Raw genomic sequence first — 21,567 nt, forward strand, 5'->3', positions numbered from 1 at the left:
CTTTTCATGCGGGACGGCCTTGCCGCCCCGCTCCCGTCCGTCAGCCGCGTGTCAGGGCCATTTGGGCGCCGCGAAGCGGAAGCTGTCGAGGCGATAATCCGCGACGCGCATCCAGGCGTTGGATTCGTTCAGGAAGGTCTTCCACGGCTCGTAGATCTTCTTGAACTCGGCATTGGAGGCCGCGACCTCGGCGAAGGTCTCGGTGGTGGCCTTGTAGACCGCCTCCATCACCGGCTGCGGGAAGGCGCGCAGCTCGATGCCGGCGCCGAGCAGGCGGCGCAGGGCCTCCGGGTTCTTGGTGTCGTAGTTGGCGAGCATCATCAGGTTCTGTTCGGTGGCCGCGGTCTCGAACGCGACCTTGTAGAGCGGCGGCAGGGCGTCGAACGCCTCCTTGTTGGCAAGCGTGGTGATCTGGGCGCTGCCCTCCCACCAGCCCGGGGTGTAGTAGTATTTCGCCACCTTGTTGAAGCCGAGCTTCTCGTCGTCATAGGGGCCGATCCATTCGGCCGCGTCGATGGTGCCGCGCTCCAGCGAGGGATAGATGTCGCCGGGCGGGATCTGCTGCGGCACGACGCCGAGCTTGGAGAGGATGCGGCCGCCGAGGCCGGCGATGCGCATCTTGAGGCCCTGGAGGTCCTCCAGGCCCTTGATTTCCTTGCGGTACCAGCCGCCCATCTGCACGCCGGTATTGCCGCACGGGAAGGAGACCATGTTCTCCTTGCCGAACAGTTCCTGGATGAGGGCCTTGCCGCCGCCATAGTAATACCAGGCGTTCTGCTGGCGGGCGTTGGTGCCGAAGGCAATACCGCCGTCGAAGGCATAGGCCGGGTTCTTGCCGGTAAAGAACGAGGTGAGGGTGTGGGAGCACTCGACCGTCTTGTTCTTGGTGGCGTCGAACACCTGGGTGGCGCCGACGATCTCGCCGCCGGCGAACGGCATCACCTCGAACTTGCCCTCGGTGAGCTCGGAGATGCGTTGGCACATGGCCACCGCCGAGCCATACATGGTATCGAGGCTCTTCGGCCAGCTGGTGGCCATGCGCCACTTGACCGACGGCTGCCCCTGCGCGAGCGCCGGGGCGGCAACGGCGGTGGCGCCGGCGCCCGCCGCGATGCCGGTGAGGAATGTACGTCGCTTCATCCTGGTTCCCCTCATTGTTGCTTGAGCGATCCGGACGGTGAGAACCGGATCTTGCGGATGACGGTGCTGCGGAAGGTGGAGAAGGGGGCGGCGCTCATAGCCCCGCCCCCGGCTTGGGCAGGTCGTCGAGGCCCGGCATGGCCGGCAGGCCGGGCAGAGCGCCGGGGCCATCGAGGCCGTCGAGCTGGCGCTGGGCGGCGGCCGGGTCGCTGACGGCGCCCATGCCCCTGTCGCGCACCACCAGCTGCGGGAAGAAGATGATGAGGCCGACCATCACCAGCTGGATCACCACGAACGGGATGGCCCCCCAATAGATCTGGGCGGAGGTGATGGGCTCCATGCGCTTGCCGGTGATCTTGTCGAGATAGGGCACCTTCGGCGCCACCGAGCGCAGATAGAACAGCGCGAAGCCGAAGGGCGGGTGCATGAAGGAGGTCTGCATGTTCACGCCCAGCATCACCCCCAGCCAGATGAGGTCGATGCCGAGCTTCTCCGCCGCCGGCCCGATGAGCGGGATAATGATGAAGGCGAGCTCGAAGAAATCGAGGAAGAAGGCGAGGAAGAAGATCAGCGCATTGATGAACAGCAGGAAGCCCACCTGCCCGCCCGGCAGGCTGGTGAGCAGGTGCTCCACCCACAGGTGGCCGTTGATGCCGTAGAAGGTGAGCGAGAACACCCGCGCGCCCAGCACGATGAAGATGGCGAAGGCGGAGAGCTTGGCGGTGGTCTGCGTCGCCTGGGTGATGATGGAGAGCGAGAAGCGCGCCGGATTGCGCTCCAGCCGGCGCTTCAGGGCGGCGAGCACCATGGCCCCCACCGCACCCATGGCGCCGCCCTCCGTGGGGGTCGCGACGCCGAGGAAGATGGTGCCCAGCACCAGGAAGATGAGCAGCAGCGGCGGCACCATCACGAAGGTGACCCGCTCCGCCATGCGCGAGACGAGGCACACGCCGGTGGCACGCTCCACCGCCCCGGCGAGGAAGGCATAGAGCACGCCCGCGCCGACGAGGTCGGCGAAGAGCGCGAGCGTCGGATGCCCGCTACGGCCCGCGGCCACATAGGCCACCGCGACAGCCGCCGTCAGCACCGCCGACAGGCCGAGCCGATGCGCCCCGAGGAAGCGGTTGAACAGGGCCGAGACCAGCGCCACCACCGTGGCGATGCAGATGGAGAGGATGACGAAGTCCGCCCCGGGCTTCACCTGCGTATCGCGCATCACCAGGATGGCGACCACGGTGGAGAAGGCCACCAGCACGCCGAGCTGCCACACGCCACGCGCTCCGGACGGCTCGCGGCAGGTGAGCGCCTCCGGCGGCAGGCCCGGCGCCGATTTGGGCGACACGAGGGTGACGAGGAAGACGAACAGAGCGTAGAGCCCGGCCAATATGAGGCCGGGGAGGAAGGCGCCGTCATACATGTCGCCCACCGAGCGACCGAGCTGGTCGGCCATCACGATGAGCACGAGGGAGGGCGGGATGATCTGCGCCAGCGTGCCCGATGCCGCGATGACGCCGGAGGCGAGGCGCCGGTCATAGCCGTAGCGCAGCATGATCGGCAGTGAGATGAGGCCCATGGAAATGACCGAGGCTGCCACCACGCCGGTGGTCGCGGCGAGTAGCGCGCCGACGAAGATCACCGCATAGGCGAGGCCGCCGCGCACCATGCCGAACAATTGGCCGATGGTCTCCAGCAGGTCCTCCGCCATGCCGGAGCGCTCCAGCACCAGCCCCATGAAGGTGAAGAACGGGATAGCGAGCAGCACCTCGTTCGACATGGTGCCGAACACCCGCTCCGGCAGCGCCTGCAGCAGCGGCCAGGAGAGCGTGATCGTCTCCGGCGCGTAGGGCGAGAGCTCCACCGCGATGAAGAAGAAGAGCAGCCCGTTGGCCGCCAGCGCGAAGGCCACCGGATAGCCGAGCAGCATGAACGCGACCAGCGTCGCGAACATGATGGGCGCCAGGTTCTGGGCGATGAAGAGCGTCATCGGACGACGGACCCGCAGCGTTCGGACAGGCAGGAGAGGTGGCGCGCGCTCATGGCTGCATCCCGCCCTGCGAGATGCGCGGATCGACGTTGGCGAGCTCATGGAGGATGCGCTCGGCCTCCGCCTCGTGGAGGTCCGCGGCGGCATCCTCCTGAAGCGCTCCGCGCATGATGGCCACGCGCTTGATCAGCTCGGCGACGCCCTGCAGGAAGACGAGGGCGAAGCCCAGAAGGATGAGCGCTTTGGCCGGCCACAAAATGAGCCCGCCCGCATTCACCGACGCCTCCGCCGAGGCCAGGGAGTTCAGCACGAAGGGAATGCACAGCCATACCATCAGGCCGCAGAAGACCATCAGGAAGAAGACGTGGCAGAACACCTCGATGATGTTGGTGACCCGCTTGGACAGCTTGCTGGCGACGATGTCGATGCGGATGTGCTCGTTCAGCTGCAGCGTCCACGGCGCGCACAGCATGAACACGGCGCCGAACAGGTACCATTGCAGTTCCAGCCAGGCATTGGACGAGACGCCGAACGCCTTGCGCACCACCGCATTGACGGCCGAAACGATGATGGCCACGAGGATCGCCCAGCAGGCGACCCGCCCGACGAAGGCATTCAGGCGATCGATGGCAAAGGCCAGACCAAGGAATTTCTTCACGCCCACGCTCCCGATTCAAGACGTCGGCCGACCGGACCGGGCGCGCCCTGACAGTTCAGGCTCGGCACGCCCCATTTGACGCAAACACGGATCAGATAAATAATAAGTATTATTCCAATCTTTCTAGGGCGCCTCAAACACCTTATGGCCCCAGATGAGCTTAAATGCAGCGAAACGCTGCATAATAATACAACAACAAATGCAGAATTATTTAAATATTATTTTAATAATAGTCCAACATATTTACTGCGCAACACAAGCTTACCTTCGGCCGTCCCAGCCAGAATGATCCGATCACCCGCACCGTTCAGCACGCCACCTCCATGTCCTCAGGCATCCACCCCGGACCGCCTCGGCGGCTTCACAAAGGACGTCCCGGCCGCCGGGCGGGGCTGGCCGGGACACGCCCGGCCAAGAAAAGAGCGACCAAGAAAAGACGGGCGATGAAAAGACGGGCAACGACGCCGTGCGCGCAATCGCCCTCTTCCCAAGCTGCCCTCAGCCTTCCGCCGCCTTGTTCAAGATCTCTTCCGGCGTGCTGGACACGACCTTGGCGTAGCGCGGAATGAACTTGCCGCCGACGATATGGCGGATAAAGCTGGGCTTGATGTCTTCGGCGAGGATCCTGCGGATGCGCGCGTGCTCCTCGATATCCTTCCACTCCGCGATGAGATAGAAGCGAAGCGGATCTTCTTCATCCCGAAGGAGAACACCATCCTTAACCTGCGCCCATGACTTGTGCATGGGGTTGCCATCCGAATAATCGAACGCCTCGAACTCGCGGATGAACTCCTCCTCCACGCCGGGGTGGATGGTGAAGTCATAGATATGAAGGTAGTTGCCCTTCGTCGCGAGCGGCTCCTGCGCCATGCCGGCCTCCCTCAGTGTCCCTGGACATTGGACGAGCCGCCTTCCGGCGGACTCGAATAAAGATGTACACTGATTAATTCGGCCGTCAATGCGCCACATCAGAATTCACCCAAGATGCCGCCGGTATGGGCATATCGACTGTTTTCCGCGCATATTTGGTGCGGATTTGACTTCTCCGCAGGCAGGAAAACGACTGTGTACTGACTAAATGCACGGACAAACTTCGCATCTCCCCGCGACGGAAGGCGCACCGCCAAGGTCGACCTGATCCGCCGCGCGTCCGCCGCCGTGGAGCTCGGCGGCGGACGGTAGCCGCGATGCCTCTCCTCGCTTAAGCTTGGGGCGGCGCCAGCGGCGGCGCGGGTGGCAGGGACATGTTCGACGCGGTGATCATCGGAGGGGGACCGGCCGGGGCGTCCTGCGCCCTGTGGCTGAAGATGCTCGGCTTCCGCCCTTGCATCGTCGAGCGCCGCCCCGTGCTCGGCGGCCTGCAGAACGACAACCCCTACCCCAACCAATGGATCGCCCCGGTGCTCAACCGCACCGGCCTCGAGGTCGCCGCCGACATCCACCGCCATGTGCTCGAACACGACATCGTCTGCCGCCTCAGCGAGGCGGTTACCGCGCTCGAAGTGGTGGAAGGCGGCTTCCGCGTCACCACGGCGGGAGGAGAGATCATCCTGGCGCGCACGGCGGTGCTGGCCTCGGGCGTCCGGCCGGTGAAGGGCGGCTTCACCGCGTCGGACGGGGTGATCATCGGGCCTGGCCGCACCATGTTCCATGCCGAGTTCGAGGGCCAGTCGGTGGCCATCCTCGGCGGCGGCGACAATGCCTTCGAGAACTATATCTTCGTGCGCAAGCGCGGAGCCACCCGCGTCACCATCTTCGCCCGCACCATCCGCGCGCGCCGCGAGTTCCTGGAGAAGGTGCCGCCGGCGGACGTGCGCATCGGCGCCTATCCGGTGGCGCCGGATGTCCCGTCCGTCGCCAGCCAGCGTTACGACCGCATCCTGGTGTTCTACGGCTGGGAGCCCTATCTGCCCTACGCGCGCCACCTCGGTCTCGCCCACAGCTCCCGCGGCTTCGTGGAGACCAGCGCCGATTGCGAGACCTCCGTCCCCGACCTCTACGCCATCGGCGAGATCGCCCAGCGCATGCATCCGTGCTGCGTCACCTCCATGGCCGATGGCGTGGTGGCGGCCAAGGCCATCCAGCGGACGCTGGAGCAGGACGCCGTCGCCCGCTTCGCCGAGCGCGTCCGGCGGTCGGCGCCTTCCGGCGATCCCGCGCGGGCCGAGCCGCCGCAGCGCCTTAGGTGAACAGGATGCGGCTTGGCCGGAATGCCGCGCCAGCCGCCGCCGGCGCGGCGAGGGCCGCCGCCACCTCCGGCCGCCGCAGCAAGGCGGCGGCCGCCTCGAACACCGCTTCCGGCCCGGCTTCCGGCGAGACCGGCAGCTGCGGCAGGTCCGCCACCACGCGGGCGGGGCGCGGCGCGAGCACCACGATGCGATCGGCGAGGCGCACGGCCTCGGTGATGTCGTGGGTGACGAACAGCGCCCCCGCCCCCGCCCCCTCCACCTCGGCCCGCAGCAGGGATTGCAGGTCCTGCCGCAGCCCCACGTCGAGGGCGGAGAACGGCTCGTCCATCAGCACCAGGTCGGGCCGGAGCGCGAAGGCGCGGGCGATGGCGACGCGCTGCTGCATGCCGCCGGAGAGCGCCGCCGGACGCTTGCCCAGGTCGCCGGAGGAGAAGCCGAGGCGGGCCAGGATGGCCTGCGCCATTGCCCGCCGCTCGGATCGGGGCACGCCCAGAGCCTTGAGGCCGAAGGCGGCATTGTCCCGCGCGTCGGGCCCACGGCAGGAGGCGCGGCTCCTGGAACACCATGGCCGTGCGGCGAAAGCCGTTGGCCACCCGGCCGGTGTCGGCCGCGTCCATGCCGGCGGCAAGGCGCAGCAGGCAGGTCTTGCCGCAGCCGGATCGCCCGAGCAGCACCACCAGTTCGCCGGGGCGCACCTCAAGGTCGATGCCGGCGAGCACCGGCACCCCGCCGAAGGACAGGCGCAGGCCTTCGAGCGCCAGCATGCCTCAGGCCTCCACCGGCGGGGCGGCCGGCCGGCCCCCGCGCATCGCCCGCCAGCCGCGCAGCGGCGCGAGCAGGAGCACATCGGCGAGGAGCAGCACGAGGACGGCGAGGACGATCCACGCCATGGTTTCCGGAAGGTCGAAATGGGCGCGCGCCGTGGCGATGCCGCCGGCGATCCCCAGGACCAGCCCCACCGCGCCCCCGGCGAGGCAGCCGCCCAGAGCGTGGGCGATGGTCGCGCCGAGGGCCGGCCCCGCCGTCCCGCTCGCCACCAGCCGCCACATGGCGTGCCCCGTCTCCGTCAAGGTGGGCAGGACGAAGGGCCCGAACGCGACGGCGCCCGCCTGCCAGGCGGCGGCGAGCAGCGCCAGGCCGAAAAATCCCCAGAAGACGGCAGCCAGCGGCCGCCGGGGCTCGGCTGCCATGCCCGCCTCACAGGTTCAGGTAGAAGCTGTCGGGCGGCAGCTTGCCGGCGAGGGCCTCCGGCTGGAGGGCGAGCAGCGCCTCGTAGAAGGCGACGAGGCCTGGCTTCAGGCTCGCCGCCCCTTCGGCCACCACGTTGAAATGATCGAGGGCGCTGGCGAACATGTGGGCCTTCACGTCCATCTTCTGCTCGGCGAGGGCGCCGGCCTCCGCCTTGTTCGCCATGACCCAGTCGCGGGCGCCGGGCAGGCCGGCCCCGAGGGCGGCGAGGAGCTCCGGGCTCTCCTCGATGAGACGCTCGTGGACAGCGATGCCGGCCATGGGCAGGCCGAGGCCGTTATGCTGCTGCTTCCATTCCTCCTGCAGGCTGACGGCGCGGTTGAGGATACGGCCCTCCTTCTTCGCCATCATGATGGCGGCGGTGGCCGGCGGCTCGGAGAGGATGGCGGTGGTGGCGCGCCCGGCGGCCAGCATCTGCGCCGCCTCCATGGGCGTGCGCACATAGGTGATGGTCATGTCCTTGTCCGGGTCCATGCCATGGCCCTTGGCGATGGAGCGGAAGACGAGGTCCGGCATGTCGTTCTTGAAGAAGCCGACCAACTCCTTGCCGGCGAGGTCCTTGAACGAGGCGATGCCCGCGTCGCCGGAGACCACGAACAGGTGGCCCATGGAGAGGATGGCGAGGAGCTTCAGGGGCATGCCCCGATTGGCGAGGTTCGCCGGGACGTGGGTGGGGGTGGTGAACAGGCTGGTGCGGCCGGAGACGATGGCGGCCCGCAGCTCGTCCGTATCCCGCCACAGGCGGAAGCTGGCGCCGGGGGCTGAGGCCTCCAGCGCGCCGGACTGCAACAGGCGCAGCAGCACGATGGTGGAGCCGTTGGGCGCGCCGAGGATCTCGATGCCGGTGGCGGGCTTGGCGAAGGCGCGCGGCGAGGCGCCCGCGAATACGCCGGCCGCCGACAGGCCGAGACCGCCGACGAGTTGGCGCCGGGTGAGCAATCCGTTCATGAGCAATCCCCCGAGAAATGAGGCCGTCGCTGAAAGCAGCAAGGCTATTCCTATATCCATGTAGATATAAAGAACAAACTTGGGATCTCCCCGAGGGGCGACGCTTCGCCGCTTCGATCGCCCGCTGCGCGAACCTTTCCCCTGGGCCCGGCTCGGCGCTCAGGCTGCGCCTTCGCCGGTCCGGGGAACCGTACCGCCCCCGTGCTCCGGCCGACTGGAGCGTCAGCGCAAGGAGAGCCGGGGCCCAGCGCACGGCGCCGTGGCCAAGGGCGCAGCGGAGTGGCAAGATCGCGGCGCAAGAGCATGCGCCGACCGGGCGGCACCGCCTTGATCGGATAACGTGCGCTTTCCCCGGCGGGGAGACGGCTTGGCATGGATGCCCGAGACAAGCCCGGGCATGGCGGGGGGCTCTCGACTGGGACTGGACAATTCCCCCAGAATGGCTCTGAGAGGCAGCGTCTGCGATCAGGTCGGCTCAGCCAGGGCGGATCGGGCTCCAGAGGGTGCCACCGGCGCCTTGGCCGGAGTGATTTGGCCGGAGTGATTTGGCCGAAGTGATCAGGAGGGGTCGATGCGGGGGGTTGAGGGCGGCATGGCGGGTCGGGAACGCGGCGGGCGGGCGCGGTGTCGTGGTGTGGGCACGGCTGCCCTCGCGCCCCTTGTCGCGGCGCTTCTCCTCGCGCTCGGCCAGCCCGCCGGGGCGCAGACCCTCGATCGGGTGGCGCGCGGAGAGGCGTTCCGCATCGGCTACCGCCACTTCGCCCCGCCCTATTCCTACGCCGCCGCCAACGGCCAGGCGGCCGGCTACATCGTCGACCTCTGCCGCGAGGTCGCCGACGGCGTGAAGCGAGCCCTCAAGCTGCCGAGCCTGCCCATCGAGTACCTCAAGGTCACGGCCGAGGACCGGTTCGAAGCGGTGCGTGACGGGCGCATCGACGTCTTGTGCGAGCCCACCTCCATGACCATGTCGCGGCGCGCGCTGGTGGACTTCTCGCTGCCCACCTTCATCGACGGCGCAGGCGTCGTCACCCGCGGCGCGCCGGTGAAGGGGCTGGAGGACCTGAAGGGCAAGAAGGTGGGCGTGCTGAAGGGCACCACCACCGAGGAAACGCTGCGTTCCACCTTGAACCAGATGAGGATCGCCGCCGACGTCGTCACCGTCACCGACCATCCGGACGGCCTGCGCCAGCTCGCCGACGGCAAGCTCGACGCCTATTTCGGCGACCGGGGCATCCTCAACTATCTCATCAGCAACAGCCTCAACGGGCGGGGCCTCACCCTGTCCGACCAGTATTTCACCTTCGAGACCTACGCCCTCGCCTTGCCGCGCGGCGACCAGGCCTTCCGCCTCCTGGTGGATTCGACCCTGGCCGACCTCTACCGCACCGAGCGGATCCGCGAGATCTACGCGCGCAGCTTCGGCAAGTTTCCCCCCGACCAGTTCCTGAACGCCCTGTTCGTCATCAACGGCGTTCCGAAATAAGCATGCCGGTTTCCCCTGAGGCATATTTGTTGCAGGAAGGACGGGACTGAAAGCAGGCCGGCCCGACCCCGGGACAGGAGCCGTGGAGCAGGACCCGTGGAGCGACCATGGCCTACGTGCATCGCATCGGCGCGAAATCCTTCGTTTTCGCGGATCTGAAGGACCTCATGGCGAAGGCGACGCCGCCCCGCTCCGGCGACATGCTGGCCGGGATCGCCGCCGCCTCCGCCGAGGAGAACGTGGCCGCCCGCATGTGCCTTGCGGAAGTGCCGCTGAAGGCGTTCCTGTCCGAGGCGCTGGTGCCGTACGAGAGCGACGAGGTGACCCGCCTCATCCTCGACAGCCACGACACGGCCGCCTTCGCGCCGGTCTCTGCCATGGCGGTGGGCGATTTCCGCGACTTCCTGCTCTCCCATGAGGCAACCCCCGAGGTGCTCGCCCGCCTCGCCCCCGGCCTCACACCGGAGATGGCGGCCGCCGTCTCCAAGATCATGCGCAACCAGGACCTGATCCTGGCGGCGAAGAAGTGCCGGGTGGTCACGCGCTTCCGCAACACCATCGGCCTGCCCGGCACCATGGCGGTGCGGCTCCAGCCCAACCATCCCACCGACGACGCGGCCGGCGTCTCCGCCGCCATCCTCGACGGCCTGCTCTACGGCTGCGGCGATGCGGTGATCGGCATCAATCCCGCCTCGGACAGCGTTCCGGTGATCGAGCGCCTGCTCAACCTCATGGACGAGGTCATCACGCGGTTCGAGATCCCCACCCAGAGCTGCGTGCTCACCCACATAACCACCTCCATCGCCCTGATGGAGCGCGGCGCGCCGGTGGACCTCGTCTTCCAGTCCATCGCGGGGACGCAAGGGGCGAACCGCTCCTTCGGCATCGACCTGGAAGTGCTCGCCGAAGGGACCGAAGCCGTCCGCGCCCTGAAGCGCGGCACGGTGGGCCAGAACGCCATGTATTTCGAGACCGGCCAGGGCTCGGCCCTCTCGGCCGGCGCCCATCACGGGGTGGACCAGCAGACGCTGGAGGCGCGCGCCTATGCCGTAGCCCGCGCCTTCGAGCCGCTGCTGGTGAACACGGTCGTCGGCTTCATCGGCCCGGAATATCTGTATGACGGCAAGCAGATCATCCGCGCCGGACTGGAGGACCACTTCTGCGGCAAGCTGCTCGGCGTGCCGCTCGGGGTGGACGTCTGCTACACCAACCACGCCGAGGCCGACCAGGACGACATGGACACCCTGTTGACACTGCTCGGCGTGGCCGGTGTCACCTATGTCATGGGCATTCCCGGCGCCGACGACGTGATGCTGAACTACCAGTCCACGTCCTTCCATGATGCCCTCTACATCCGCGAGGTGCTGGGCCTGAAGCGTGCGCCGGAATTCGAGGCGTGGCTGGAGAAGATGGACATCACCGGGCCGGACGGGCGCCTCCTGCCCGCCGATGCCCACCATCCCCTCCTCGGCTATGTGTCGGAGCGGGCAGCGTGATTCAGCGCGACCCCTGGCTCCGCTTCGCCCGCCACACCCCCGCCCGCATCGCCCTCGGCCGCACCGGCGCGAGCCTGCCCACGCAGGAGGTGCTGCGCTTCGCCCTCGCCCATGCCCAGGCGCGCGATGCCGTGCACACCCCCTTCGACGCGGACAAGGTGGAAGAGGAGGTGAAGAGCCTCGGCTTCACCACCCTGCGCGTCTCCAGCGCCGCCCCCGCCCGCGACGTCTACCTGCGCCGCCCCGACCTCGGCCGCCGCCTGAGCGAGGACAGCCGCGACCGGCTGGCGGCAGCGGCGGGCGCGGAGGTGGACCTCGCAATCGTGGTGGCCGACGGCCTCTCCTCCGCCGCCATCCACGCCCAGACGAAGCCGTTCCTCGCCGCCTTCCGGCCGTGGATCGCCGAGCGCGGCTGGAGCCTCGCGCCGGTGGTGATCGCCACCCAGGCCCGCGTCGCGCTGGGCGACGAAGTGGGCGAACGGCTCAAGGCCCGTGCACTGGTGGTGCTGGTGGGCGAGCGGCCGGGCCTGTCCTCGCCCGACAGCCTCGGCCTCTATCTGACCTTCGACCCCAGGACCGGCCGGACGGACGCCGAGCGCAACTGCATTTCCAATGTGCGTCCCGACGGCCTCGGCTACGAGGCTGCCGCCTTCAAGCTCGCGTGGCACCTGCGGGAAGCCTTCCGGCGCGGGATCAGCGGCGTCGACCTCAAGGACGAAAGCGACCTGTTGCTGGAGAGCGGACGCCCGCCGGCCCGGCTGGGCACCGACTGAGGGCACGATTTCCGCAATCTTACGTTACGTCAATACCAGAACTGGCAATAAAGTTGCCTTGCGTCACTGTGGAGACCCGGGAAAGGCCCGGGCGCTCCGATCGCGGAGGGCTGGTGTCATGGCAGATGGCAGGAAGGCCGGCGTAACCTACACGACGGTGGACGTCGCCTATTTCGAGCAGCGCGCCTTGAAGCGCCATGCGCGGGTGTGGTCGCTCTGGGCCCTGGGCGTCGGCGCGGTGATCTCCGGCCACTTCTCCGGCTGGAACCTCGGCATCGCCTCCGGCGGCTGGGGCGGCATGTTCATCGCCGCGGTCATCATCGCCATCATGTATCTCGGCCTCACCTTCTCCATCGCCGAGATGTCGCCGGCCCTGCCGCACACCGGCGCCGCCTATTCCTTCGCCCGCACCACCATGGGACCGTGGGGCGGCTTCGTCACCGGCCTGTGCGAGAACGTGGAATACGTGATCACCCCGGCCGTGGTGGTGTCCTTCATCGGCTCCTACATGGGCTCGATTTTCGGCACCCCGCCCGCGTTCCAGCCGGTCTACTGGATCTTCGGCTACATCATCTTCGTCGGGCTCAACATCGCCGGCGTGGAGCTGTCCTTCCGCGTCACGCTGGTGGTGACCCTGGCGGCGCTGGCCTGCCTCGTCGCCTTCTGGGTGAGCGCGCTGCCGGTGGCGAACTTCTCGCGCTGGGCGCTGAACATCGGCGTCGGCCCGGACGGCGCGGCGGTGGAGCTGCCCAATGGGGGGGGCCCGTTCCTGCCCTTCGGCCTCGGCGGAGCGCTCGCCGCCCTGCCCTTTGCCGTGTGGCTGTTCCTCGCCATCGAACAGCTGCCGCTGGCGGCCGAAGAATCGGTGGATCCGAAAACCGACATGCCCAAGGGCATCATGCTGGGCATGGCGACCCTCATCGTCTCCGCCTTCATGATCCTGTGGCTCAACTCATCGGTGGCAAACGGCTCCTTCGGCCTGTCCACGTCGCTCGAGCCGCTGCTCGACGGCTTCAAGGCCATCTATGGCGACGGGCTCGCCCGGCTGCTCGCCTTCGTGGCGGTGATCGGGCTCATCGCCTCCTTCCACACCATCATCTATGCGCAGGGCCGGCAGATCTACTCGCTGTCGCGGGCCGGCTATTTCCCGCGCGGGCTGTCCGTCACCCATGGCGGGCGCAAGACACCGCACGTGGCCATGGTGGCGGGCGCGGTGGTGGGCCTCGTGATCATGCTGGCCATCTGGTTCGCGCTGGGCGCGGAGGCGGGCGCGGCGGCCATCGGCGGCACCCTGCTGAACATGGCCGTGTTCGGCGCCATGCTCTCCTACATCATGCAGGCGGTGTCCTTCATCCTCATGCGCAGGAACATGCCGGACATCGCCCGGCCCTATAAGAGCCCCTTCGGCATCACCGGCGCGGCGCTGACCATCGTGATCGCCCTGGTCACGGTCTACTTCCAGCTGTCCGATCCGGTGTACCGCAACGGGGTGCTCGGGGTGGCCATCTGGTTCGCCGTGGGCATCGCCTATTTCGCCCTCATCGGCCGTCACAAGCTGGTGCTCTCGCCGGAGGAGGAGTTCGCCCTCTCCAAGGGCACGGCGGAGTACAAGAGCTACTGAACCGAACGACGGCCCGCCCGGTGCGGGCGGGCCGTCGAACGCTGGCGGTTCAGGCTCATTCGATCGCGGCTACTCGACGGACACCACCCGGAAGGTGTGCATCTCGTCATCCTCGTGGACCGAGACATACTCGCCCACCTCGAAGCGTTCGTCGCCGAAGCGGTAGCCGGCCTCGTCGTCGTCGGTTCCGGCAATATCGTAGCGGAAAGCCCAGCTGCCCCCCGGCCGCCGCACCAGGTGACCCACCTCGTCCGCCTCGTCGGGGCGGAACTTGACCACCCGGCAGGCCTCCCGATGCTTCGTCCACAAGACGGGATCGATGCGGCCTGCCGCATCGAGCGGCGCTACGAAGCTGTAGCCGAAATTGCGTGACCCCTCCGGATGCTCCTTTTCGCGGGCGAGCTCCATGCGGATCTGGCGAAAGCCGTGCGGCAACTGGGACATGCGTCTGTCTCCCCGGACATGCGAGCCTGACTGTGGTGGCGACCCGTGCGGGTGCTCACGATTTGTTGACGGCGGCTGATTCCACGCCACGCCATCATTGCTTTAGCCCCGGATGAGGCCGCCAGAAAGGGCGTTCCCTTCGGCCGGCGGGGGCTGACCTCATCGCGCCGGGTTTTCGCGCTCGCCCATGCGTGCGAAAATGACATGGCGTCTCTCCCTGTCAGCGCAGGAGATGATCAGGTCGAAGACCAGCTTTGCGCATCACATCGGTCCCGCATTTGACCTTTCGCAAGGCCGGCTCGTCACAAAAACGAAAACCTGTTGACAGGTAGAAGCGCCCATTCCGCGTGCACGGCTCGGGGGCCATCGACCAAGGGAGAGAAAATCATGAACGATTCCGTGATGTTCCAGGGTCTCGCGCGCGCCTTCAGCGCTAACACGCCGTCCATGGCGTGGCCGATCGCGCTGTGGAAGAACTGCTTCTTCGACTGCCCGCTGGCCGTCAGCTCCCATGTCCAGCAGTTCGTGGGACGGCAGATGCAGGAGCAGGTGCAGCTTCTGGCCGACCTCTCCAGGGAGCAGAACCCCTCCGCGGCGCTTTCCCGCGAAGCGGCCTTCCTGCAGCAGTCGGCGCTGGCCTGGAACAACGAACTGCTCGAGGTGGCGGAGCTGGTGCGGGGCCGCCTGCTCACCGCGACCCAGGCGGACGCCGCCCCTGAGGCCCAGCCGCCCTACGCTCGCGCCGCCTGAGGCCGGCCCGTATCTGAGCTGCCGGGGTTCTGAGGGGCCCCGACCGTTATCCTCGGCCATTCACAGTCCGGCTCCGCTGGATCAGAAGCTGGCGAGCCCGTCATAGACGAGCTTCGCACCCACTGCGGCAAGGATCAGGTAGATCAGGCCGAAGAACCGCTCCGCCGGCACGCGTGCCACCAGTTGCACGCCGGCGGCGGTGGCGAGGACCGCCACCGGCAGCAGGACCGCCGAGGTGGCCAGGTTGGCGCCGGAAATCTGCCCGAGGGCGAGGAAGAAGGGCACCTTCACCCAGTTCACCACGGCGAAGAACGCCGTAGACGTCGCGGCGAACTGCTGGGGCGCAAGGCGCGGCCGGCGCAGCGGTAGATCATCAGCGGCGGTCCGCCGGCATTGGCGATCATGCTGGTGAAGCCGGCCATGGCGGACCAGACGGCGGCCGAGAGCTGACCGGCGGTTCCGGCGGGACGGCGCAGGCGGGCGGTGAGCAGCCGGCGCGCCGCTTCGGCGAGGGACAGTACGCCGATGCCCATGGTGACGGCCTGGTCGGACACCGACGCCGCCAGCAGGTAGCCGAGCGTGATGCCGACCATGGCGAACGGCAGCGTCCGGACCAGTTCCTCCCGGCTCCAGCGGCGCCAATAGGCGTAGACGCTCACCACATCCTGCACGATGAGCACCGGAAGCAGGATCGCCGCCGCCTGCACCGGCGACATGACCAGCGCCAGCAACGGCTGGGCAAGGATGGAAAGGCCGGTGAAGCCGCCCTTTGACAGGCCGACCAGGATGGTTGCCGGCACCGCCGCAAGATAGAAACCCGGGTCGAGGATCACGCTTCACAACTCCCCTGCCCCAGGCGCTCACCCGACCGAACCGGCAGGGCGCCGGCGACGCCCGCCAGGGTGGTCCACGTCCGATTCCCGGAGAACGGCGGATGGTGTGGGCGGCGGGGATCGAACCCGCAAGCCCTTGCGGGCGAGGGATTTTAAGTCTTTTTATAATTCTCCTAACTTGTTGATATTTATGTATTTTCTGCTCCAAAAAATGTGTCGTGTGTAAATTTTTGTGTAAATGACGCACCTGCTAGCCCCCGGCTCCGCCGCGGGCACCTTCATTCCACATACTGATTCGATGAGCTTTTCAACCATATCGATTGGTGCCTAAGAATCAAGCACCTCGGACAACGCATTGCCGAGGCGAGCCCTCATTCGTGCCGAGGCCAAGACGCGTTCGGCAGCCCTTCCGGATACCAAAGGGTCAATCGAATCGGCGCGGCCGAGCGCCAGGATGCCCAAGCTTCAGCTATCTCCTCGGCAGGCACCTATTTTTCGCGCTCACCAGCGGAGGGATAGAGCGCCTCATAGTCCCGCCCCCCGCAGAAAATGTTCGTGATTTCCACCTGGCCGGGCACAACATAGGCAATGATGGCCGACTTCTCAAAAGGGACGGTGCGCAATCCTGGGTGCAGATCGTCTCGAGAGCGGCCCCCGTTCGGCACATCTCCGATCGCGCGGCATCGTTGCATGATCCGTTCCACGAACCCTGCGGCGACCCGGTGACTTTGGCTGGCTTCGGCGATGAAGCGATAGATTTGCTGCAGGTCCTCGATCGCCTCGGGGCGATAGGAAACACTAACGCGCCGCACGCTTGGCTGCTTCTTGCTCGGCTTTCATGAAGCGCGCCATCGCGCCGTCCGCATCGTCGGCCGACACGCTGGGGCGGGGATCGTTCATTGACCGCTGCACGCGAGCACGCACGGCCTCAAGCCGCTCGGCGAACTCCAACCGTTCGCGCCGCCACACCCGCACTGCATCGCGCATGGCTTCGCTGGTGCTCGCAAACTCTCCGGACTCCACGCTTTCCCGGATCGCCTGCATCATTTCTGGCGTCATGGTGACGCTGACCTTCTCGGCATTTGGCACGGCAAGCCCTCCTACTTGCCTTATAGGGTAGGATAAAATCCTACCTGACACAACCTTATTTTACATTAATTTCACGTGAATACTCCCATCAACGGGCGTCTGTTTTGCTCCGAACCGTTCCGGGGGCGGGAACTTCGAGGGCGGGCCGTTCACCTGTCCTTGGCACCGATCTCAAGGCCCCGGTCCAAAAGGGCGTTGAAATCAGCTTCATTCAAGCCGGGCGCGTTCGAGTCATGGAAATGGCGGATGCGTGCGGCAGCCCTCCCGGACGCCAGAGGGTCAATCGAATCGGCGACACCGAACGCCCAGAGTGCCCAAGCTTCCGCCCTCTCCTTGTCCCCCTCCCCTACCGTGCCCAAGGCGGCTGCGACGTAAGCACGGATATCAGCCGAAGCACGCCACGCCTCTGCGTCGCGGCGCAGTCTGTCAATTTTGGCTTTCGCCAACGCGGCCAGCCGCTCGCGTTCAAGCCGTTCCTCCTCGGCCTTGCGCTTCTGATCTTCCCCCGAAAAAGTGGACGGGGTTAAGCCGCTCTGCGTTCCATCTCGGCTGGGCTGATATAGCCGAGGGCCGAGTGCAGGCGGCAGGAATTGTAGAAGCCCTCTATGTACCCGAACAGGTCCCGTCGCGCCTCGGCCCTGGTGGCATAGAGGCGATGATGGACGCGCTCGGTTTTCAGGGTGTGGAAGAAGCTCTCCATGGGCGCATTGTCCCAGCAATCGCCCTTGCGGCTCATGGATGGGGTGATGCCCGCTGCGGCAAGTGCCCCACGGTAGGCCTCGGCAGCGTATTGAATGCCACGATCTGAGTGGTGGATCAGGCCGGGCGGCGGCCTCTGGCGCTCAATGGCCATGGCGAGGGCCTCAAGCGCGATCTGGGTATGCAATGTCTCGCGCATGGACCAACCGACCAGCTTGCGGGTGTGCATGTCGAGTACGCCGGCGAGGTAGAGCCAGCCCTCGCCGGTGGGGATGTAGGTGAGGTCCGCCAGCCAGATCTGGTTCGGCGCGGAGGTCCTGAAATTGCGGGCGAGCCTGTTGGGAGCGATCGGATAGGAATGGCGGCTGTCGGTCGTCCGCGTGCGCCGTGGCAAGGCGGCCAGGCCCCGGATGCCGGCGCGGCGCATCAGCCGCTCGATCCGGGAACGGCCCACGCGCCGACCGTGCCCCCACAAGACCGCATGGATCCGCGGGGCACCATAGGTCCCGCTACTCTCGGCATGGATCAGCCGGATATCATTGGTGAGCGCCCGGTTGGTCTGGGCGCGCGAACTCTCCGGCCGGGCACGCCAGGCATAGTAGCCGCTGGCCGACAGCCCCAGGGCCTCGCACATCACACGGACCGGCCACACAGCGCGATGCTCATCGACGAACCCGAACTTCATCGGGAGGCCGCTCCGAAGTACGCGGCCGCTTTTATGGAATGGCCCGCCCCTCACTTCCCGGCATGATGACGATGTCGGATTTGGAGGAGAGGACCGATGACGAAGCCCCCATCGCCGTGCTCGGGATCGATCTGGGCAAGAATAGCTGCAGCTTGGCAGGCATGGACGCGACCGGTGCCGTGGTTATGCGCAAGCGGTTGACACGCGATGCGATCGTGGCATTCGCGGCGACGTTGCCGGCATGCGTCATTGCGATGGAGGCGTGTTGCGGCGCGCATTTTCTCGGCCGGACGCTGGCTTTGCATGGGCACGCGATCCGGCTGATTTCGCCGGAATATGTGCAGCCCTATGTCAAGGCGCAGAAGACCGACGACCGTGACGCCGAGGCGATCGCCGAAGCGGCGACACGGCCAACGATGCGCTTTGTCTCGCTGAAGAGCGAAGCTCAGCTCGATCTGCAGATCCTGCACCGGGTGCGGGAGCGGCTGGTGAACGCGCGCACCGCGCTGATCAACCAGTTGCGGGCGGTACTGCTTGAGCGCGGCATCGTCCTGCCAAAGGGTCGTGTCAACCTGATGCGTCGCCTCGAAGAGCTCATGGCCGGCGATCCGGCTGTCAGTGCGCGTACACGCACGTTATTGGCTGACCTCCACAAGGAATGGGCGGGGCTCGACCAAAAGATCAAGGCCTATGACGATGAGCTCGCCGCGCTGACCCGTGAGGATGAACAGGCTCGGCGACTGGCGACGATCCCCGGCATCGGCGTCATCAACGCGACTGCATTGCTGGCGGCCATCGGCGACGGGAGCGCCTTCGCCAAGGCAAGGGATCTGGCCGCTTGGCTCGGCCTGACGCCTCGGCAACACTCGACCGGAGGCAAGACGAAACTTCTCGGGATTAGCAAACGCGGGAACGGCTATTTGCGCAAGCAGCTGATTCACGGTGCCCGAGCCGCTATGCCACATCTCGCGGCGAAGCCGAACCCGTTGGGCACTTGGCTGCAGACCATGCTGACCCGCGCGCATCCCAATGTCGTGGTCGTGGCGCTGGCGGCGAAGCTGGCGCGCATCGCCTGGGCGGTGTTGCACACGCAGAAGGACTTCGATCGGCAGGCGCTTGCCGCCGCCTAATCACCCGGAACAGCGGGCGAGAAACGCCGCACGCTCAAGATGTCTGCGAGAGATGAAGTAAAGAGGGCATAACAGGTCGTACCGGCAGCCTGAAAACCTGATCCTAAATGTGGTGCTCGGCACCGGCGCTTTTATGAGGATCAGGCTGCGCGGATATCCATCTTGGCCAAGGCTTCAGCCTTGAGACCGGATACGTTGATGCAGACCATCTTGCCATCTTTGACATCCCCCTTGCGGACGGGGCGGGCCATACGTTGCGGACGGGGCGGGCCATACGTTTAGGATGTCGCGCTCCTCCGTCACGCGCTGCAACTCGCGCTTCAGCCTGCGGACCTCAGCGGCCTGATCGTCATCGCGGGCCACGGCAGCAGGCTTGCCGTACCGTTTCCTCCACTCGTAGAGCGAGTACTTGCTGATCCCCAGCCGGGCCGCCACCTCCGCAACCGGATAGCCCCGTTCGGTGATCTGAACGACCGCGTCGCGCTTGAAGTCCTCGGTGAAGTTCGCTTTGCCCATCGGGGCCTCCTTGCCTAAAAATTTAGGGAAGAAGGCGTCCAGGAATCTAGGGGCGGTTCACCGCCGCGGGCGTTGCTCAGGCACAATACGGCGCGCTGAAGGGGCATCCACCCCACCTCAAACAGGCTCGCCGTTTGGGGCGTTTTGTGCTTCGATGGGATGCAGCGTAGAGGGAGCGAAGCAATGGATGGGACGTGAGGCGGTTTGGTACGGGGGATCGGCTGCCGAATTCGGTGATCAGCTCGAGTCGTTCAGTCCATTGGTTGATTTAGAGATGTTCCGAACCGATATGGCTGCTGCGCTCGGCGGCCCCAGCGGGTCTCCTGGTGGATCTTTATCTTACCGTTTGGCACGATGCGCAGGAGTCAGGTCGTACATGTAGCCAGCAACCTAGACGAGCACCGTGAGTTCCCGATCACCAACCGCCTGGCGTCCCTGCGCTTCCCTAAACGCTGCCTACGGATCAGGTCATCGACGGCCATCGGCAACAACGCACTTATCGAAATTGGAGCCGTAGTGGGACCTCGCCACCTCTTCCTAATCATGGCGACATGTCGAGAACGGCACCAATGTCGTTGGTACTCCGAATGGGCCTTCCAACATGATTATGGCGGGGTTTTCTCCTTTGGCTCCAATACAAACTGGGGATAGGCTGTTGTCACATCTTCCTTCCGAAGCATCCGTTTTGTTCGTCGATCAGGCCGGAGAGCTCGGCGGCGCCGAACTGTCTTTGCTCGATATTGTGCGGCTTCGCCCTCGCCCTTCATCAGTCGTCCTATTCGCCGAGGGCCCCTTTCGAAGCCGACTAGCTGAAGTGGGCGTGCCAGTTGTCGTGATCCCGTTCGACGGCAGTAGGCGAATCACCCGTGGCAGCGGAGTTGGAGATGCACTTTTGGCTGCTCCCGATCTCGCGCGGGTGATCCTGACATTAGCCGGACGCGCCCGCAAGTCGGATCTCATCTACGCAAATACGCAGAAGGCATTCATCATTGCCGCATGCGCAGCTATCTTGGTCCGCCGCCCACTGATCTGGCATTTGCGCGATATTCTCACATCCGATCATTTCGCTGGAGCCATGCGCACAATGGCGGTCGGCCTCGCTAATCGTACAGCAGCTTGTATCATCGCGAATTCGCAGGCCACAGCCAATGCATTTTACGTCGCTGGTGGAACGGCCGATGTAAGGGTAATCCACAATGGCATTGACTGCACGCCATTCGACTCCATTGACGCGGATCAGGCGCGCACGAGCCTAAGAGCAGAGCTTGGCCTGATGGATCAACGCATCGTCGGCGTCTTCAGCAGATTGGCCGAATGGAAGGGCCAGCATGTGTTGATCGACGCCTTGCGGGCGCTCCCCAATCTCCATGCGATTCTGGTCGGCGGAGCTTTGTTCGAGGAACATGCTTACGAGGAAAAGCTGCGCCATCAGGTCAATGCGCTAGGTCTCAGCGGGCGCTGCCATTTTCTCGGCTTCCGATCCGACGTGCCGCGCCTCATGAAGGCGGTCGACGTTGTCGTTCACACTTCCATCGCACCCGAGCCGTTCGGACGCGTGGTCGTCGAGGGCATGCTTGCTGGACGTCCGGTGGTCGCTACGCGAGCGGGCGGTGTTTCCGAGATCATAAACGATGGCGAAACGGGATTCCTAGTAACGCCTGGAAGCGTTGATGAATTAGCGTCAACCATAGGTAGGCTAGTCGCCTCGCGAGACCTTTCCCGTACTATAGGAGAGGCATCTCAGCTAGCGGCACGTCAGCGCTTTTCCCTCGCAGGAAGCGTGGCTGCTATCAATGCCGTCATTGATGAAACATCCCGGCCGCGTAAGCACACGTGACCTGAGCCCCTGATCCTCCTCCAGATTTGAGTAAAGTCCGTCGA

20 protein-coding genes and 3 pseudogenes are annotated in these 21,567 nt (G+C 66.0%); 8 read left to right on the forward strand and 15 right to left on the reverse strand.

Annotation, left to right across the window (positions count from 1 at the left end; translation table 11 throughout):
• Nucleotides 1–51 precede the first annotated feature (51 nt).
• The 4 genes from EZH22_RS23535 to EZH22_RS23550 all read right to left on the reverse strand — a co-directional run bounded on the left by EZH22_RS23535 (nucleotide 52) and on the right by EZH22_RS23550 (nucleotide 4,652).
• Nucleotides 52–1,140 carry a TRAP transporter substrate-binding protein gene (locus EZH22_RS23535; RefSeq protein ID WP_203192824.1) on the reverse strand — a complete coding sequence of 363 codons (1,089 nt, stop codon included), beginning with the start codon at nucleotides 1,138–1,140 and terminating at the stop codon, nucleotides 52–54.
• 94 nt (nucleotides 1,141–1,234) lie between these two features.
• Nucleotides 1,235–3,124: a TRAP transporter large permease gene (locus EZH22_RS23540; RefSeq protein ID WP_203192825.1), complete on the reverse strand. Its 1,890-nt coding sequence runs from the start codon at nucleotides 3,122–3,124 to the stop codon at nucleotides 1,235–1,237.
• A gap of 49 nt (nucleotides 3,125–3,173) precedes the next feature.
• On the reverse strand, nucleotides 3,174–3,782 hold the full coding sequence (locus tag EZH22_RS23545) for a TRAP transporter small permease subunit (RefSeq protein WP_203192826.1): 609 nt from the start codon (nucleotides 3,780–3,782) through the stop codon (nucleotides 3,174–3,176).
• Between the two features lie 498 nt (nucleotides 3,783–4,280).
• Nucleotides 4,281–4,652: a hypothetical protein gene (locus tag EZH22_RS23550; protein ID WP_203192827.1), complete on the reverse strand. Its 372-nt coding sequence runs from the start codon at nucleotides 4,650–4,652 to the stop codon at nucleotides 4,281–4,283.
• Nucleotides 4,653–5,026: 374 nt separating this feature from the next.
• On the opposite strand from EZH22_RS23550, the gene EZH22_RS23555 reads away from it, so the two are divergent.
• A complete protein-coding gene (locus tag EZH22_RS23555; RefSeq protein WP_203192828.1) occupies nucleotides 5,027–5,971 on the forward strand; it encodes an NAD(P)/FAD-dependent oxidoreductase in 945 nt (314 codons plus the stop codon).
• Here the strand turns inward: EZH22_RS23555 and EZH22_RS32445 are convergent.
• The 4 genes and pseudogenes from EZH22_RS32445 to EZH22_RS23570 form a co-directional block, all read right to left on the reverse strand.
• Nucleotides 5,964–6,434 (reverse strand): ATP-binding cassette domain-containing protein, encoded by a 471-nt coding sequence (locus tag EZH22_RS32445; protein WP_269902891.1) that lies wholly within the window; start codon nucleotides 6,432–6,434, stop codon nucleotides 5,964–5,966. The genes EZH22_RS23555 and EZH22_RS32445 overlap by 8 nt on opposite strands.
• Nucleotides 6,406–6,735 (reverse strand): annotated as a pseudogene (locus EZH22_RS32970) (ATP-binding cassette domain-containing protein); the annotation flags it as partial. The gene EZH22_RS32445 and the pseudogene EZH22_RS32970, both read right to left, overlap by 29 nt.
• A gap of 3 nt (nucleotides 6,736–6,738) precedes the next feature.
• Nucleotides 6,739–7,161: a hypothetical protein gene (locus EZH22_RS23565; RefSeq protein ID WP_203192829.1), complete on the reverse strand. Its 423-nt coding sequence runs from the start codon at nucleotides 7,159–7,161 to the stop codon at nucleotides 6,739–6,741.
• A gap of 7 nt (nucleotides 7,162–7,168) precedes the next feature.
• Complete coding sequence (locus EZH22_RS23570; protein ID WP_203192830.1) at nucleotides 7,169–8,167, reverse strand: ABC transporter substrate-binding protein; 999 nt, start codon at nucleotides 8,165–8,167, stop codon at nucleotides 7,169–7,171.
• A 571-nt stretch (nucleotides 8,168–8,738) separates the two neighbouring features.
• Here EZH22_RS23570 and EZH22_RS23575 point away from each other — a divergent pair.
• The 4 genes from EZH22_RS23575 to EZH22_RS23590 all read left to right on the forward strand — a co-directional run bounded on the left by EZH22_RS23575 (nucleotide 8,739) and on the right by EZH22_RS23590 (nucleotide 13,540).
• Entirely contained in the window at nucleotides 8,739–9,650 is a 912-nt protein-coding gene (locus EZH22_RS23575; RefSeq protein WP_203192831.1) for an amino acid ABC transporter substrate-binding protein, read from the forward strand.
• Nucleotides 9,651–9,757: 107 nt separating this feature from the next.
• Nucleotides 9,758–11,146 carry an ethanolamine ammonia-lyase subunit EutB gene (locus tag EZH22_RS23580; RefSeq protein WP_203192832.1) on the forward strand — a complete coding sequence of 463 codons (1,389 nt, stop codon included), beginning with the start codon at nucleotides 9,758–9,760 and terminating at the stop codon, nucleotides 11,144–11,146.
• On the forward strand, nucleotides 11,143–11,919 hold the full coding sequence (gene eutC / locus EZH22_RS23585; protein ID WP_203192833.1) for an ethanolamine ammonia-lyase subunit EutC: 777 nt from the start codon (nucleotides 11,143–11,145) through the stop codon (nucleotides 11,917–11,919). The genes EZH22_RS23580 and eutC overlap by 4 nt, the downstream gene beginning before the upstream one ends.
• A 118-nt stretch (nucleotides 11,920–12,037) precedes the next feature.
• Nucleotides 12,038–13,540: an amino acid permease gene (locus tag EZH22_RS23590; protein WP_203192834.1), complete on the forward strand. Its 1,503-nt coding sequence runs from the start codon at nucleotides 12,038–12,040 to the stop codon at nucleotides 13,538–13,540.
• A 69-nt stretch (nucleotides 13,541–13,609) separates the two neighbouring features.
• Here EZH22_RS23590 and EZH22_RS23595 read toward each other — a convergent pair whose 3' ends face one another.
• A complete protein-coding gene (locus EZH22_RS23595; protein WP_203192835.1) occupies nucleotides 13,610–13,984 on the reverse strand; it encodes a hypothetical protein in 375 nt (124 codons plus the stop codon).
• 387 nt (nucleotides 13,985–14,371) lie between these two features.
• Between EZH22_RS23595 and EZH22_RS23600 the strand changes: the two genes are divergently transcribed.
• Nucleotides 14,372–14,734 (forward strand): hypothetical protein, encoded by a 363-nt coding sequence (locus tag EZH22_RS23600; RefSeq protein ID WP_203192836.1) that lies wholly within the window; start codon nucleotides 14,372–14,374, stop codon nucleotides 14,732–14,734.
• Between the two features lie 81 nt (nucleotides 14,735–14,815).
• Here EZH22_RS23600 and EZH22_RS32005 read toward each other — a convergent pair whose 3' ends face one another.
• The 5 genes and pseudogenes from EZH22_RS32005 to EZH22_RS23620 all read right to left on the reverse strand — a co-directional run.
• On the reverse strand, nucleotides 14,816–15,037 hold the full coding sequence (locus tag EZH22_RS32005; RefSeq protein ID WP_231711114.1) for a hypothetical protein: 222 nt from the start codon (nucleotides 15,035–15,037) through the stop codon (nucleotides 14,816–14,818).
• Nucleotides 15,031–15,567 carry a sulfite exporter TauE/SafE family protein gene (locus EZH22_RS23605; RefSeq protein WP_231711115.1) on the reverse strand — a complete coding sequence of 179 codons (537 nt, stop codon included), beginning with the start codon at nucleotides 15,565–15,567 and terminating at the stop codon, nucleotides 15,031–15,033. Before EZH22_RS23605 ends, EZH22_RS32005 begins: the two co-directional genes overlap by 7 nt.
• A gap of 488 nt (nucleotides 15,568–16,055) precedes the next feature.
• The gene (locus EZH22_RS23610; RefSeq protein ID WP_203192837.1) at nucleotides 16,056–16,379 is read right to left on the reverse strand and encodes a type II toxin-antitoxin system RelE/ParE family toxin; all 324 of its coding nucleotides are present in this window, start codon (nucleotides 16,377–16,379) and stop codon (nucleotides 16,056–16,058) included.
• On the reverse strand, nucleotides 16,366–16,656 hold the full coding sequence (locus EZH22_RS23615; RefSeq protein ID WP_203192838.1) for a ribbon-helix-helix domain-containing protein: 291 nt from the start codon (nucleotides 16,654–16,656) through the stop codon (nucleotides 16,366–16,368). Before EZH22_RS23615 ends, EZH22_RS23610 begins: the two co-directional genes overlap by 14 nt.
• A gap of 523 nt (nucleotides 16,657–17,179) precedes the next feature.
• Nucleotides 17,180–18,073, reverse strand: a pseudogene (locus EZH22_RS23620) (IS3 family transposase); the annotation flags it as partial.
• An 83-nt stretch (nucleotides 18,074–18,156) separates the two neighbouring features.
• Between EZH22_RS23620 and EZH22_RS23625 the strand changes: the two are divergent.
• Nucleotides 18,157–19,170 (forward strand): IS110 family RNA-guided transposase, encoded by a 1,014-nt coding sequence (locus EZH22_RS23625; RefSeq protein ID WP_231711575.1) that lies wholly within the window; start codon nucleotides 18,157–18,159, stop codon nucleotides 19,168–19,170.
• 279 nt (nucleotides 19,171–19,449) lie between these two features.
• On the opposite strand, the pseudogene EZH22_RS23630 reads toward EZH22_RS23625, so the two are convergent.
• Nucleotides 19,450–19,686, reverse strand: a pseudogene (locus tag EZH22_RS23630) (transposase); the annotation flags it as partial.
• Nucleotides 19,687–20,341: 655 nt separating this feature from the next.
• Between EZH22_RS23630 and EZH22_RS23635 the strand changes: the two are divergent.
• Nucleotides 20,342–21,523, forward strand: a complete 1,182-nt coding sequence (locus EZH22_RS23635) for a glycosyltransferase family 4 protein (RefSeq protein WP_203192840.1) — start codon at nucleotides 20,342–20,344, stop codon at nucleotides 21,521–21,523.
• The last annotated feature ends 44 nt before the right edge of the window (nucleotides 21,524–21,567 follow it).

It is taken from the genome of Xanthobacter dioxanivorans (assembly GCF_016807805.1).
GTDB lineage: Bacteria > Pseudomonadota > Alphaproteobacteria > Rhizobiales > Xanthobacteraceae > Xanthobacter > Xanthobacter dioxanivorans.

Coding starts and splice junctions, on each gene's coding strand:
- EZH22_RS23535 (WP_203192824.1), bottom strand. CDS start 1,140: ATGAAGCGACGTACATTCCTCACCGGCATCGCGGCGGGCGCCGGCGCC.
- EZH22_RS23540 (WP_203192825.1), bottom strand. CDS start 3,124: ATGACGCTCTTCATCGCCCAGAACCTGGCGCCCATCATGTTCGCGACG.
- EZH22_RS23550 (WP_203192827.1), bottom strand. CDS start 4,652: ATGGCGCAGGAGCCGCTCGCGACGAAGGGCAACTACCTTCATATCTAT.
- EZH22_RS23555 (WP_203192828.1), top strand. CDS start 5,027: ATGTTCGACGCGGTGATCATCGGAGGGGGACCGGCCGGGGCGTCCTGC.
- EZH22_RS32445 (WP_269902891.1), bottom strand. CDS start 6,434: ATGGCGCAGGCCATCCTGGCCCGCCTCGGCTTCTCCTCCGGCGACCTG.
- EZH22_RS23565 (WP_203192829.1), bottom strand. CDS start 7,161: ATGGCAGCCGAGCCCCGGCGGCCGCTGGCTGCCGTCTTCTGGGGATTT.
- EZH22_RS23570 (WP_203192830.1), bottom strand. CDS start 8,167: ATGAACGGATTGCTCACCCGGCGCCAACTCGTCGGCGGTCTCGGCCTG.
- EZH22_RS23575 (WP_203192831.1), top strand. CDS start 8,739: ATGCGGGGGGTTGAGGGCGGCATGGCGGGTCGGGAACGCGGCGGGCGG.
- EZH22_RS23580 (WP_203192832.1), top strand. CDS start 9,758: ATGGCCTACGTGCATCGCATCGGCGCGAAATCCTTCGTTTTCGCGGAT.
- EZH22_RS23590 (WP_203192834.1), top strand. CDS start 12,038: ATGGCAGATGGCAGGAAGGCCGGCGTAACCTACACGACGGTGGACGTC.
- EZH22_RS23595 (WP_203192835.1), bottom strand. CDS start 13,984: ATGTCCCAGTTGCCGCACGGCTTTCGCCAGATCCGCATGGAGCTCGCC.
- EZH22_RS23600 (WP_203192836.1), top strand. CDS start 14,372: ATGAACGATTCCGTGATGTTCCAGGGTCTCGCGCGCGCCTTCAGCGCT.